This window comes from Nocardiopsis suaedae (assembly GCF_027706745.1).
Taxonomy (GTDB): Bacteria; Actinomycetota; Actinomycetes; order Streptosporangiales; family Streptosporangiaceae; genus Nocardiopsis_A; species Nocardiopsis_A suaedae.
Genome location: NZ_JAQFWP010000009.1, coordinates 90,209 through 102,544 on the forward strand (window position 1 = coordinate 90,209; position 12,336 = coordinate 102,544).

At 74.7% G+C, this 12,336-nt stretch carries 12 protein-coding genes; 6 read left to right on the forward strand and 6 right to left on the reverse strand.

Annotation, left to right across the window (positions count from 1 at the left end; all coding sequences use genetic code 11):
* Positions 1–25 precede the first annotated feature (25 nt).
* Complete coding sequence (locus tag O4U47_RS07045) at positions 26–1,243, reverse strand: hypothetical protein (protein WP_270676794.1); 1,218 nt, start codon at positions 1,241–1,243, stop codon at positions 26–28.
* A gap of 257 nt (positions 1,244–1,500) precedes the next feature.
* Here O4U47_RS07045 and O4U47_RS07050 point away from each other — a divergent pair, with 257 nt between their 5' ends.
* Positions 1,501–2,490 carry a response regulator gene (locus tag O4U47_RS07050; protein ID WP_270676795.1) on the forward strand — a complete coding sequence of 330 codons (990 nt, stop codon included), beginning with the start codon at positions 1,501–1,503 and terminating at the stop codon, positions 2,488–2,490.
* Positions 2,491–2,587: 97 nt separating this feature from the next.
* Here the strand turns inward: O4U47_RS07050 and O4U47_RS07055 are convergent, their stop codons facing one another.
* Positions 2,588–3,112: a MarR family winged helix-turn-helix transcriptional regulator gene (locus O4U47_RS07055; RefSeq protein ID WP_270676796.1), complete on the reverse strand. Its 525-nt coding sequence runs from the start codon at positions 3,110–3,112 to the stop codon at positions 2,588–2,590.
* Positions 3,113–3,161: 49 nt separating this feature from the next.
* Complete coding sequence (locus O4U47_RS07060; RefSeq protein ID WP_270676797.1) at positions 3,162–3,794, reverse strand: NAD(P)-dependent oxidoreductase; 633 nt, start codon at positions 3,792–3,794, stop codon at positions 3,162–3,164.
* A gap of 276 nt (positions 3,795–4,070) precedes the next feature.
* On the opposite strand from O4U47_RS07060, the gene O4U47_RS07065 reads away from it, so the two are divergent.
* Complete coding sequence (locus O4U47_RS07065) at positions 4,071–4,277, forward strand: hypothetical protein (protein ID WP_270676798.1); 207 nt, start codon at positions 4,071–4,073, stop codon at positions 4,275–4,277.
* Between the two features lie 227 nt (positions 4,278–4,504).
* Positions 4,505–5,032, forward strand: a complete 528-nt coding sequence (locus tag O4U47_RS07070) for a GNAT family N-acetyltransferase (RefSeq protein WP_270676799.1) — start codon at positions 4,505–4,507, stop codon at positions 5,030–5,032.
* A 109-nt stretch (positions 5,033–5,141) separates the two neighbouring features.
* On the opposite strand, the gene O4U47_RS07075 is transcribed toward O4U47_RS07070, so the two are convergent.
* Together O4U47_RS07075 and O4U47_RS07080 are read right to left on the reverse strand one after the other, a co-directional pair.
* On the reverse strand, positions 5,142–7,679 hold the full coding sequence (locus tag O4U47_RS07075; protein ID WP_270676841.1) for a PEP/pyruvate-binding domain-containing protein: 2,538 nt from the start codon (positions 7,677–7,679) through the stop codon (positions 5,142–5,144).
* Entirely contained in the window at positions 7,657–8,154 is a 498-nt protein-coding gene (locus O4U47_RS07080) for a MarR family winged helix-turn-helix transcriptional regulator (protein ID WP_270676800.1), read from the reverse strand. The genes O4U47_RS07075 and O4U47_RS07080 overlap by 23 nt, the downstream gene beginning before the upstream one ends.
* A 269-nt stretch (positions 8,155–8,423) precedes the next feature.
* Here O4U47_RS07080 and O4U47_RS07085 point away from each other — a divergent pair, with 269 nt between their 5' ends.
* Positions 8,424–9,263: a siderophore-interacting protein gene (locus O4U47_RS07085; RefSeq protein ID WP_270676801.1), complete on the forward strand. Its 840-nt coding sequence runs from the start codon at positions 8,424–8,426 to the stop codon at positions 9,261–9,263.
* A 464-nt stretch (positions 9,264–9,727) separates the two neighbouring features.
* Here the strand turns inward: O4U47_RS07085 and O4U47_RS07090 are convergent, their stop codons facing one another.
* Complete coding sequence (locus tag O4U47_RS07090) at positions 9,728–10,468, reverse strand: TetR/AcrR family transcriptional regulator (RefSeq protein WP_270676802.1); 741 nt, start codon at positions 10,466–10,468, stop codon at positions 9,728–9,730.
* Between the two features lie 123 nt (positions 10,469–10,591).
* Between O4U47_RS07090 and O4U47_RS07095 the strand changes: the two genes are divergently transcribed.
* A complete protein-coding gene (locus tag O4U47_RS07095) occupies positions 10,592–11,602 on the forward strand; it encodes an alcohol dehydrogenase catalytic domain-containing protein (RefSeq protein ID WP_270676803.1) in 1,011 nt (336 codons plus the stop codon).
* Positions 11,603–11,722: 120 nt separating this feature from the next.
* The gene (locus tag O4U47_RS07100; protein WP_270676804.1) at positions 11,723–12,289 is read left to right on the forward strand and encodes a DUF1648 domain-containing protein; all 567 of its coding nucleotides are present in this window, start codon (positions 11,723–11,725) and stop codon (positions 12,287–12,289) included.
* Positions 12,290–12,336: the final 47 nt, after the last annotated feature.

Here is a 12,336-nt window from a genome sequence, read left to right on the forward strand (position 1 = left end):
CCTGCGGGGCCGGGAAGCCCCGAGGTCAGGAGCCCTCCAGGTCGGTGCGGACGTCCGCGACCATGCGGAGCAGCTCGTCCCGGCGCGGGTTCCCGGGCATGACGCTGACCGTCCGCCCCTCCGGTACCGCCCACCCCGGGAAGCGCGCGGGCGGGGCGTCGCCGTGCAGGTCGATGGCGACCACGAGGTCCCGGGGCCCCTCCGACCTCGTCCGCGAGTCGGGCCGGACCCCGCTGACCGCCCGCCAGGGGAACGGGATCTCGATCCCGCGGAACCACCACTTGCGCTCTTGGACGAGGGTGATGCCCTCGGCGTCGATGCGCACGCCCTGCCTGGTCGTGCGGCGCGGGAGTCCGCGCGTCAGCAGCGCCGTGATGACGGCGAAGACCGCGAACAGGAGCGCGAACATGCCGTAGAACCCGACGGCATCCCAGAAGCCCGTAAGAGGGGTGTCCTGGACGAGGGGGAGGACGAACGGGAGCACGGCCAAAGCCGCCGTGAGGTAGGCGCTGAAGGCGATGCCGACCAGCCACCCCTTGAAGTCCAGCGTTCGGCCGCGCAATTCCATCCAGTGGGAGGGCGAGGGACCGGCGGCCGCGGGCGTCCTGTTCTCCGGCGCCTGCCGGGCCGCGCCCTCCGACAGGTCGCGCCACACCCCCGGGCGCACCGCGTCGGCCTCGGCGCGCAGGCGGGCGGCGTGGGCCTCCGGCAGCCACAGGAGCAGCGCGGGGCCGTCGACCGGGGGAGAGGGCGTGAAGGACCCGTCGAGGACCTTCGCCCAGTAGGGCAGCCCCGGTGGAACCGGGCCCCGGTGCAGCTCGGCGACGATGGTGGCCGTCGCGGCCGGGGGAGGGGCCGCCGGGCGCAGGGCCTTCACGTTCCGCCAGGGGACGGCGGCCTCCCGGCCCCCGAACCACCAGGCGGGCTCCTGGAGGAGGGTGAGGCCGTCGCCGTCGACTCCGACGCCCTGCCGGGTGGTGTCCCGGGGCGCCGAGTGGACCGTCAGACCGGTGAACAGCAGCAGGAGCGCCCAAAGAGGGGCCGCGAAGAGCAGCGAGGGCGTCCCGCCGCCGGTGACCGGGAAGGCCAGGGCGCTCCCGGTGACCGCGACCGCGGGCAGCCCGACGAACAGGGCGTTGAGCGCCCACATCCACCGGCGCGTTCCCCGGCGGAGCCCGGAGAGGTCCACCCAGCCCGTGGGGGCGGACTCGGGGGATCGGGCAGGGCCCACCTGTTCCTGCATGCCGAAAAGGGTCCCACACGGTCGCCGAACGAGGGGAGCGCGATCCCCCCCAACCTCTCCGCCTCCCCGCGGCTCCGGCGTACGAGGGCGGCCACGGCCGCCAAGAGTCGTGCTTGCCCGCCGGACAGCATCGGCACACGGGAGGCGGTGCGGGCCGCCCGGCGCGGCGGGGAGCACCGCCACGTGGGGAGGACTTGGGGGAGGAGATGAGTACGCGTACTCTGTCCCGGCCGCGGCCGATGCGGTGGGATGAAGGCATGGACGAGAACCGCACCCCTCGGCCCCCCGACGCTCACGGCTCTCCGGGCACGGACCAGGCCGGATCCGGCCCGGGACCGACCCCGCCCGCGGCGCCGGAGCCGCGACCGGCCGCGCCCCGCGCCGTCATCACCGCCGCCGTCTACGGACTTCTGCTGCCCTGGGCGGGCGCGGCCGTGGTGTTCGGGGCTTTCGTCGGCGTCATGGGGGCCGCCTTCGCCGACCTCGGCCCGTTGTTCGTCGTCGTCATCGTGCTCGCCTTGGCCGCCCTGCCCGCGAGCGCCCTCGGGGTGTGGTGGCTCGGCCGTTCCGTTCTCAGGGCGGCCGGTGCGCGCGCCCCCAAGACCGTGGCCTGGGTCGGGACCGGCTGCTTCATCCTGTCGGCGTTCCTGTTCTACGGCGGCTCCGGGGTCGATGAGGCGGCCGTCGCCGGCGCGGCGAACGGCCTGGCGGTGGGCGCGGGGTGCGCGCTGGTCGAGCTGTGGCCCCGACTGCGGGCGCTCGGCATCGCCGTCGCGGTGGTCGGGGCCCTCGCCGCGCAGCTCGGCCTGCCGCCGGTGATCGAGTGGTCCGAGGCGCGCTCCGAGCGCAGCACCGCCATGGGCGACCCGGACACGGACTTCGCCGTCCTCGACGGCCCGGGATGGACCCGGACCGGGATCAGCGACCAGTACGGACGGCTCAACCTCTACTACGAGCACAGCGACGGGGACGCGGTCAGGGTCGAGACCTGGAACCGGGAGGGCGCCGAACCGGTCGACTTCCAGTGCGACTACCGCCAGATGGAGTGCGAGCGGCAGGACGGCCTGCTGATCGTCCGGGAGGAGGGGGCGGTCGACAAGGTCCGGACCACCCTGCCCGACGGCACCGTCGCCGCCGTACACCCCAAGGAGCACGACGGCACCCCGGACCTGGTCGCGGCCGCTCAGGACGTCCGCGCGGGCACGCAGGAGGAGCGCGAGCGGATCATCGACGGGGCGGACGGGTGACCAACCCGGCCCCCGGTCCCGGCTCCTTCCCTGGTGCTGGTGCCCTGGTGCCGGCCCTTGCCCCGGCGTCTGCCCGCCGTCGTCCGGACCGGCGGTCTCACCCCGAAGGCGTGACCTCCTCCGCCCACGCCCGCAGGCCTTCCGCGAACCCCTGGCGCGCCTCGGGCGACAACCGGTCGAGCACCCGGAGGAGCGGCGCCGCGCGGCTCGCCGCGAACCTCTCCATCAGCGGGCGGTACTCGTCGGACAGCGCCACGAGGACCCGCCTGCGGTTGGCGGGGTCCTTGCGCCGTGTCACCAGCCCCGCATAGTCCAGGTCCCCGACGAGTTCGCTCACGGTCGACAGGCGCACCCCCAGCCGTGAGGACAGCTCGCCCACGGTCGGCTCCTGTCCGTGGACGAGTTGCGACAGCACGCTTCCGTGCCGCCCCGTGAGCCTGTTGCGCTCGAAGGCCGCGGCCAGCTCGCGGGGCATCTCGTCGGGTGCCCTGCGGTACCAGGCCTCCAGCAGCGGCACGAAGCGCATGAAGCCGTCGATCACCTCGGGGGGCGGAAGCGCCTCCGGGGCCGGACCACTGTTCCCGCCGTCGCCGGCCGCCCCGGTTCCTCCGCCGTCGTTCATGGGATCCGACCTTACTCCGGGCCTTGGGCGCTGGGCCCGTTCCGTTCCCTCAGTTCGCGACCCCGAGCGGACTGCGCTCGGTCTCCGGCCGGTCGAGGGCCTCCAGGACCGCGTGGGCCACGTCCGCCCGGGAGATGAAGAAGCCTCCCGGAGGGTTGGACCCGACCACGGAGCGGTAAGTGCCGGTCCTGGGGCCGTCGGTCAGACGCGGCGGCCGGACCGCCGTCCACGGGGCGCCGCTCTCGCGCAGCGTCTGCTCCATCGTCCGCAGGTCCCGGTACACGTCGGCGAAGATGAGGCCGATCAGGGGGTGGACGACCAGGCGGTGGAGGAACGGGTCGCCGGGGACGGGGCCGCCCAGGGGAGCGGCGCTCACGGCGACGGTCCGCCGCTTGCCGGTCTGGTCCATCGCGGCCACGGCGGACCGTGCCCACGTGGTCGCCGGGGAGCCCGCGCGGGCGCTCGCCCCCAGCCCGGAGAGGACGGCGTCCGCGCCGGCGAGGACGGGGACGAGCGCGTCGACGGTGAACGAGGCCGCCGTGACCGTGGAGAGCCGGGCGTGTTCCAGGGGGAGCCGTGCCGGGTCGCGGACGACCGCGGTCACCGTGTGCCCGGCTTCAAGGGCCTGCGCGGTGATCTCCTTGCCGGTTCCGCCGGTCGCACCGAATACCGCGAGGTGCATGCTGGGGCCTCCTTAGGGCCGTCTCGGACGGGGGCCGGGGCGGGCGTCCCGGGCGTCCCGGGAGCGGCCGGGCCCGTTCCGGCCCCCGACGAAGGGCAACGGTTCGGATATCCGAATAGTACAACCGTTCTCCGCCCACGCGAGTAGGGGGCGGCCGGGAGAGGCGGCAAAGAACCGACAGAGATCAGGTCAAAGACCTCAAGTCGTGCGAAATCGGCGCATATGGTGCGGACGTCCCGTCGTGTCGAGGGGGCCGACGGGAGGAGAGGGGGTCGCATGTTCACTGAGTTGTTCGCTGTCGGAGCCGCCTTCCTCGGGATGGTGCTGCTGGCCGCCTGCAGCACTCCCGGCCGGGCCGGGGCCGAACCGGAGGAGGATCCGCAGGGCACAGAGCCGTCGCCGGTCCCCGCCCGCCCCCGTGGCGCCGGTGACGCCGAGGTCCGACCGCTGGACGGCGGGAGCCGCGGCCGGCATGCCCGGTGAACACGGGCCGACGGTCCGCCGGTGCTGCCGCCGTTGCCGCTGCCATGCGGCGGTGCGGCGCGGAAATCCGGGTGGCGTGCGCTGGAGTGGTGGACCTTTCGGTGGTCGTGGCCGCCGTCGGCGGACGGCCCCCGGCCGGCCGCCGACGGGCGGGACGCCGGTGGGGATTCCCAGGAGGCGACCGAATTCCGTTGGCGCGGCGGCCCCTCGGTGCCGAGAATCGTCGAATGCACGAAGCGAAGCCGTCCGACGGGATCATCACGTTGTCCCCGCTCCGCCCGGCCGACGCGGAGGCGCACCTCGCAGGGGAGGACGAGCGCCTGGTGCGCTGGCTCAGCGGGGAGCCCGCAACGCGTGAGGGCGTGGAGGCCTACCTCAGGCACTGCCGGGAGCAGTGGGAGTCGGCCGGTCCGCTGCGGGCCTTCGGCATCCGGGTCGGTGCCGGGGAGGTGCTCGCGGGGACGGTCGACCTGCGCTTCGCCCTGGAAGCCCTGTCGCCGGGCCAGGTGAACGTCGCCTACGGCCTCTACCCCGCCTGGAGGGGGCGCGGCCTGGCGACCCGCGCCGTCGTCCTGGCCGCCCGGTACGCGGCGGGGGAGGGGGCCGGGCAGGCCGTCATCCGGGTGGATCCGGAGAACACCGCGTCCGCCGCGGTGGCGCGCCGGGCGGGCTTCCGCCCCTCGGGACGCACCCACGGCGCCGAGGGGGCCGCGCTCGACCACTACGTCCGGGACCTGCACAGCGTTCCCCGGTGACGCCGACGGCGGTGGTGTCCTCCGTCCCGGATCCCTGTCGACCTCGGGGCAATGGCGTGGTTCGGAACCGGTCCCGGGGGCCGTCCTCCCCGGGACCGGTTCCTGGTCGTCACCGGTCGGCGTGCTGGTGTTCGCGCCCGGCGCCGCCGGACGCCTCCTCGGCCCCGCCGCCCTCGCCGGGTGCGCCGGACGCGCCCTCCTCCTCGTCCACCGGCGTCACCGTGCCCGCCGAGCCGTCGACCGTGATCAGGTCGCCGTCCTTGATCCGCCGGGTGGCCTCCCGCAGGCAGATCACCGCCGGGATGCCGTACTCGCGGGCCACCGTCGGCCCGTGCGCGATCGGCGACCCGGTCTCGGTGACCAGCCCTGCCGCCGTCATGAACAGCGGCGTCCAGCCCGGGTCGGTGGTCGGGGCGACCAGGATCTCGCCCGGCTCCAGGTGCGCCCCCACCGGGTCGCGCACCACCCGGGCCCTGCCGGTGGCGCGGCCCCCGGCCGCGGGCTTGCCGACCATCGCCCCCTCCTCCGGCGGCGGCGCGGGCAGCAGCGCTTCCACGTCGGTCCCGTCCGACAGCAGCAGCGCGGGCACCTCCGGGCGGCGCAGCTCGCGGCGGTAGAAGGCGCGCCGCTCGGCCACCTTCTCCCGCAGGTCGGCGCCGTCCTCCACGATGGTCCGCAGCTCGGGCACCTTGAGGAACATGGTGTCCTCGGGCCGCTCCAGCAGCCCGCGCGAGACCAGCTCCTCGCCGATGCGGACCAGCTCGCGGCGGATCGTCCAGAACGGGATCAGCCAGGCGAACTTGGCGACCTCCCGCAGCCCGGTCAGCTCCCGCGAGCGCCGCATCAGGAACAGCCCCAGCCGCCCCCGCACCCGGTGCCTGCGCCGCACCCGCCGCGCCACGTCGGCGATGACCGCCTCCGCGCGCTCGGCGGCCCGGGCGAAGCGCCGGTCCGGCGCCTGCTCGGGGTCGTCCACCCGCAGGTAGTTGGCGATCGTCGCGAACAGCGGCGACGGGTCGTCGCCCCAGCGCGGCATGCCGATGTCCACCTCGGCGGCGGCGCGGTGGCCGTACAGCCGCAGGAACTCCTCCATCCCGATGTCGGGCAGGGTACCCGCCCAATACGCGGCGGCCAGCTCCTCCGGCGGGGTCGACACGAACACGTCCCCGTGCTCGCGCGCGCGGGTCGCCATCCGCCACAGCGCCATGTCCATCTCGGTGGTGACGTTGTACGGCATGCCGCCGAGCGCCGCGTCCCCCTCCTCCTCGGTGATGATGCCCTTGAGCACCGCCGACGGCAGCGCGGTGAGCATGATCCCGCTGAACAGCGGCCACATCAGCATCATGATCCCGCGGAACATCGTCCCGTTGCCGACGCCGTTCTCCACGTACCGCAGCCGGGCGGCCAGGGGCGCGCCCTCGGGCGGCGGAGCGGGGGTGTCCTCGCGCATGATGCGGATGGCCTCGTCCACCTTGGCCCGGGCGGCCGCGGGCTTGGCCAGCGAGTGGGCGATGCCCGCCACGGCGGGCCCGGTGTAGCGCAGGGTCAGGCGGAGCACCGGCCCCATCCGGTAGGGCAGCCCCGACACCGGGGCGAAGCGCGTGTCCTTCAGGAGGTGTTCGATCCCGGCCTTGGCGCGTGGGCCGTACACCTCCGCCATCGACCCCAGGCGCGGCCGCATCATCCTGCTGCGCAGGAAGTCGGTCATGTCGATGTAGAGGCGGCCGCCGATCCCGGCCATCATCGGCGCCGCCGGGCCGCCGCGCGGGGCCTTCATGAAGTTCCCGAGCCACTCCTCCAACATGGTCTCCATCATCGAGAAGCCCATGGGGGTCATCGGGCGCAGCAGCCCCTGGATGTTGCCCGCTTCCATGTAGGCGCGCGGCTGCGGCAGGTGGGCGTCCTCGGGGAGCGGGAACAGGGTGGTGATGGCCCGCGACTGCAGCAGCCACAGCACACCGTCGGCGTCGTAGGCCCACTCGGCGTCCTGCGGGGAGCCGAAGTGCCGCTGCAGGCGCTCGCCCGCCGCGCGCAGCTCCTCCACCTGGGCGCGGGTCAGGCACCCGTCGTCGGGGCCGTCGACGCCCTCGGCGCCCATCGTGTAGTGGTCGGGCACGCCGGTGCCGTCGACCACGGCGGTGCCCAGCCCGTACACCGCGTCGGCGACCATCACCGAGCGGCTGCCGCTGAGCGGGTCGGCGGTGAACAGCACCCCGGCGGTCTCCGCCTCGACCATGCGCTGCACGACGACGGCCATGTGCGCGTCGCCGCCGTCGATGTCGTTGTCGCGGCGGTAGGCGACCGCCCGTTCGGAGTCCAGCGACGCCCAGCACCGGCGGACCGCCTCCACCAGCTCCTCCACGCCCTCGACGCCGAGGATCGTGTCCTGCTGGCCGGCGAAGCTGGCGTCGGGCAGGTCCTCGGCGGTGGCGCTGGAGCGCACCGCCACCCGGCCGCCTCCCAGCTCGGCGTAGGCCGCGGCGAGCTCCTCCTCGGGGACGGCGCCCGCCCGGTGCGCCTCGGTGGTCAGGCAGAAGCCGGGCGGGACCCGCTCGCCGGCCGCGATCATCCCGCCCAGCCCGACGGCCTTCCCGCCGACCAGGCCGAGCATGCCGGCGTCGATCTCACTCAGGCCCACCACGTGCATCGCGTTCACTCCTCATCCTGTGCGCCGCTTCGGCGAGCAGCTCCATCGCGCTCACCACGGCCTCCAATTCCTCCGCCGTCAGGTAGTCCCACAGGCGGGTCTGCGCCTCCATCCGGACCCGGGCGATGCCGTCCAGCACCTCCCGGCCCGCGTCGGTGAGGCGGACCCGCCGGACCCGACGGTCGGCGGCGTCCTCGTAGCGCTCCACGAGACCGCGCCGCACCATACGGTCGACCACGCGGCTCGTCCGCGACGTGGAGCGGCCGAGCACTTCGGCCAGTCCGCTCAGGGGCGGATCCCCCGGGAACGGCGGGCGGTCGTGGTCGAGCGTCTGGAGCAGGGCCATCTCGATGAGCGAGAGGTCCTCGTCGTCGTTGACCCGCACGAGGCTGGGAACCGTGTCGCGCTGCATGGAGCGGATCACGGCCTCAAGGCGTGCGCGCTGATACCTGTGCGTCTCTGCATCGATTGCCATTGCGCAATCAAATCTAGGGCGGGTGGAGCGGGGGTGTCCAGGAGGCGGGGTCGATCCATACGCGGTCTTGACGCGGGGCGGCGCCGCACGCCGTCCGGGGCCCAGGGGGCGCCCCGGGCGGGAGTAGGCTCTGGGCGGAGATCCGCGCCGCTGCCGACCGGCCGGGCCGCCCCGCGCCCGCCGTCCCCAGCGCTCCTGACCGACGCCCAACGGCCTCCGCCGGACCCGTTCACGCGGGCCCGGCGCGCCGTGTGCAGAAAGGAAGGACCATGGCCGAACGCCCTGGACGGAAGGCGCCGCGTGTCACGACGGCGACGGTGGTGCGCACGGAGCGGCTCACCCCGCACATGGTCCGCGTGGTGCTCGGCGGCCCGGAGGTCGCCGAACTCGGTGCGGACCGGTTCACCGACCATTACGTCAAGCTGCTGTTCCCGCGCGCCGGAGTGGAGTACCCCGAGCCGTTCGACCTGGAGCGCATCCGGGCGGAGATGCCGCGCGAGGAGTGGCCGGACATGCGCACCTACACCGTCCGCCGCTGGGACGCCGCGCGCGCCGAGATGGACGTCGACTTCGTGGTCCACGGCGCCGCCGGGCTCGCGGGACCGTGGGCGGCCGCCGCGGAGCCGGGGGACGTCGTGCGGTTCTCGGGCCCCGGAGGCGCCTATGCGCCGGCCCCGGAGGCCGACTGGCACCTGATGGCCGGTGACGAGAGCGCCCTCCCGGCGATCGCGGCCTCCCTGGAGCGGCTGCCCGAAGGGGCGGAGGCGCACGTCCTCATCGAGGTCGCGGGGCCCGAGGAGGAGCAGCCCCTGCCGAACGCGGCGGGGGTCAAGCCGACCTGGCTGCACCGCGGCGGCGACCGGGTGGGGGAGGCCCTCGTCCGCGCCGTCCGCGACCTGGAGCGGCCCGGGGGGCGGGTGCAGGCGTTCGTCCACGGCGAGGCGGGCTTCGTGAAGGAGCTGCGCCGCCTGCTGCGCAAGGAGTGGGAGGTGCCGCGGGAGCACCTGTCGATCTCGGGCTACTGGCGCCTGGGCATGGACGAGGACGGCTGGCAGTCCTCCAAGCGCGAGTGGACCCGCCAAGTGGAGGAGGAGCAGGAGAGCGCCTGAGGGGCGATGGGCCCACGGGGGCGGCGCCGACAGCGCCGCCTCAAGAGGCGCCGACCTTCTTCGTCGCTGCCCTCCGCCTCGCACCCCCGCGACCGCCCCGCCCCCGGACGGCCGGGGCCCGTGACCGGGGTACCGGCCGGGCCGCCCGCCCACCCCTACCGCGAGCGGCGCGCCGGGCGGCGCCACCGCCTGCCTCGGGGGCCACCGAGAAAGGTCGGGCCCTCCGCAGGACGCCGCCGGACTCCGGCCCGGGCCCGGTCCTAGGGTGTGTTTCTCGGATCATTTTCGGCTCGCGACCACCAGAACGACGCTCGCTGCGCCGGAACGCTCGAACAGCCGACCAGGATGAACTTCGCGCCCCGGCTTGCGAGCGCCGCCCGGGCCCCCGCTGCGCCGATCTGGCGAAGCCGGCGCAGTAGGGGCGGCGGCCGCTCGCTGATCGAAAAGCCTCCGAGAAACACACCCTAGCGGCCGGCGCCGCCCGCGATGCGGTCGAGGAGTTCCTCCAGCAGGGCGCGTTCTCCCCGGGTGAGGGGTGCGGGGGCGTCGTCCAGGATCGCCCGGAGGGCGATCGCGCGGCGGGCCGGCTCACGGTCGGCGCCGCCGTCCTCTTCGGGGGGCGTGCCCTCCCCGGCGGCCCGGTCGGGCGCGTCGGTGGTGATCGAGGCGAGCACCGCCTCGCGCATGCGCTCCGACAGCTCCGGGTCGCGGTCCCCGGGGGGCGCCTCGATCTGTGAGAAGGCGACGCCGCGTCCCGCCGAGTGCACCATCCGGGCCGCGTGCTCCACCCCCGTGACCAGCCGCCCGGCCTCGGCGATGCGGCGGATCAGGCCGTGCAGGATCTCGTCGGCCCGATCGACCGCCTCGCTCGTCGCCTCCGTGCGGTCGGGCCGGTACATCAGCCGGTAGTGCGCCGGGTGCCCGCGGGCGAACTCCTGGTGCAGGTCCCACCCGGCGCGCAGGTCGTCGACCGGGTCGCCGGTGGGGGGCTGGGCCTCCTTCTGCGCCAGGTAGCGGGCGAAACCGTCGGCGGCCACGGCGTCCAGCAGGCCGCCCATGTCGCCGAAGAGGCGGTAGATGGCCGGGGGCTGCACACCGGCGGCGGCGCTCACCGAGCGCGTGGTGACGGCGTCGGGGCCGCCGTCGTCGAGCAGACGCGCCGCGGCGCCGACGATCCGGGTGCGGGTGTCGCTCCGTTCAGCCATGTATCGATGATAACGGGTTTTCAGTATCGGTGTTGCGTTATCAATGGAAGCGACATAACGTTATCGGCGATACCGGCCAGCGCCGAGACCGGCGCCGGCCGTGCCCGAGGGAGGAGACCCACCATGACCGCGACCACGATGCGCGCCGTCCAGGCCACCGAGCAGGGCGGGCCGTTCACCCCCGCCGAGCTCCCCGTCCCCGAACCGGGCCCCGGCCAGGTCCGGGTGCGGGTCCACGCCTGCGGCGTCTGCGGCGGCGACGCCATCCCCCGCTTCGGCCTCATGGGCACCCGCCAGCCGCGCGTGCCCGGCCACGAGATCGCCGGGACCGTCGACGCCATCGGCCCCGGGGTGCGCGCCTGGAACACCGGCGACCGGGTCGGCGCCGGATGGCACGGAGGCCACTGCCTCACCTGCGCCTCCTGCCGCCGCGGCGACTTCGCCAACTGCTCGGAGCGACTGATCGGCGGTGCCGACTTCGACGGCGGGTACGCCGAATACGCCGTCATCCCCCAGGAGGCGCTGGCCCGCATCCCCGCGGCGCTCTCCTTCGAGGAGGCGGCCCCGCTCATGTGCGCCGGGGTGACGGTCTTCAACGCGCTCCGCAACACCGGCGCCCGCCCCGGCGACACGGTCGCCGTGCAGGGCGTGGGCGGCCTGGGCCACCTGGGAATCCAGTACGCCGCCGCGATGGGGTTCCGGACCGTGGCGGTCAGCCGGGGCCGCGCCAAGGAGGAGATCGCGCGGGCCCTGGGGGCCGACGACTACATCGACGGCGCCGACGGAAGCGCGGGGGAGGCCCTGGCCGCGATCGGCGGCGCCCGGGTCGTGCTCGCCACCGTCGACCACGCGGAGGCCCAGGCCGACATCGCCCAGGGCCTACACGGCAACGGGGAGATGATGGTCATCGGCACCCCGCACGACCCGATCCCCGTCTCCAGCCTGCTCCTGGTCACCGGCCGCAGGAGCGTCCGGGGCTGGTACAGCGGCCACGCCAAGGACAGCGAGGAGGCGATGGACTTCGCCGCCCTCAAGGGCGTGCGGCCCATGGTCGAGCAGTACAAGCTGGAGGAGGCCGAGCAAGCGTTCGCGGCCATGGGCGACGCGCGCTTCCGCAACGTGCTCGTCCCCTGATGTCCTTGGGGCCCTGTCGGGCGGTGGAGAGGATCGGGGTACCGTGCCTGAGGGCCCAGCGCCTCCATCCGGCGATCATCCGGCGACACCGCCGCTCGGACAGTGGGGAGAAACGGACGGATGCCACCGAAGCCGACCAGGGCGGGCTATGCGCCGCCGCCGTACCCGAAGGTCTACCTGGCACCGGCGCTGGTGCTCCTCCTGGGGCAGGTGATCGTGGGAGCGGCGGTCTACCCGCGCCTGCCGGGGGAGCTGCCGGTGCACTTCTCCGGCCCCGGGACCGTCACGGCCACGGCCGCGACCGGCCCCCTGACGGCGCTCGGACCGGTGCTCGTGGGCGCCGGGGTGCTCCTGCTGCTGGCCTTCAGCGCGGCCCTGGTGCTGCGGACGGTCCCGGAGGACCGGCTCGTCGACTTCCCGGACGCCGACCGGACGCCTCTGTCCGCGTTCGTGAACCGGCCCGCCGACCGGGCCGACGCCGTCACCGGAGCGAGATCGGTGCTCCTCACCGCCGGAATCGTCCAGGGCGTCTTCGCCCTGGTATGCGCGGCGGTCTGGTTCCCGGAGCGGGTCGGGGCTTCGGCGTGGTTCTTCCCGGCCGTGCTGGTCCTGTGCGCGGCGAGCGTGCTCCCGGTGATCGCCGTCCGACTCCTCAGGCGCTCGGGCTCGGCGAAGCAGGTGCTCTGACCGCACGGCCGGGGCCGGCGCTGTCCCGGCGCTGCCCCGGCGGTGAC

What these genes read in the sequence shown, in the direction of transcription:
- O4U47_RS07065 (WP_270676798.1), top strand. Translation starts at nt 4,071, where the DNA reads ATGTTCACTGAGTTGTTCGCTGTCGGAGCCGCCTTCCTCGGGATGGTG.
- O4U47_RS07080 (WP_270676800.1), bottom strand. Translation starts at nt 8,154, where the DNA reads ATGGCAATCGATGCAGAGACGCACAGGTATCAGCGCGCACGCCTTGAG.
- O4U47_RS07060 (WP_270676797.1), bottom strand. Translation starts at nt 3,794, where the DNA reads ATGCACCTCGCGGTATTCGGTGCGACCGGCGGAACCGGCAAGGAGATC.
- O4U47_RS07095 (WP_270676803.1), top strand. Translation starts at nt 10,592, where the DNA reads ATGACCGCGACCACGATGCGCGCCGTCCAGGCCACCGAGCAGGGCGGG.
- O4U47_RS07070 (WP_270676799.1), top strand. Translation starts at nt 4,505, where the DNA reads ATGCACGAAGCGAAGCCGTCCGACGGGATCATCACGTTGTCCCCGCTC.
- O4U47_RS07085 (WP_270676801.1), top strand. Translation starts at nt 8,424, where the DNA reads ATGGCCGAACGCCCTGGACGGAAGGCGCCGCGTGTCACGACGGCGACG.
- O4U47_RS07075 (WP_270676841.1), bottom strand. Translation starts at nt 7,679, where the DNA reads ATGCACGTGGTGGGCCTGAGTGAGATCGACGCCGGCATGCTCGGCCTG.
- O4U47_RS07090 (WP_270676802.1), bottom strand. Translation starts at nt 10,468, where the DNA reads ATGGCTGAACGGAGCGACACCCGCACCCGGATCGTCGGCGCCGCGGCG.
- O4U47_RS07055 (WP_270676796.1), bottom strand. Translation starts at nt 3,112, where the DNA reads ATGAACGACGGCGGAGGAACCGGGGCGGCCGGCGACGGCGGGAACAGT.
- O4U47_RS07045 (WP_270676794.1), bottom strand. Translation starts at nt 1,243, where the DNA reads ATGCAGGAACAGGTGGGCCCTGCCCGATCCCCCGAGTCCGCCCCCACG.
- O4U47_RS07100 (WP_270676804.1), top strand. Translation starts at nt 11,723, where the DNA reads ATGCCACCGAAGCCGACCAGGGCGGGCTATGCGCCGCCGCCGTACCCG.
- O4U47_RS07050 (WP_270676795.1), top strand. Translation starts at nt 1,501, where the DNA reads ATGGACGAGAACCGCACCCCTCGGCCCCCCGACGCTCACGGCTCTCCG.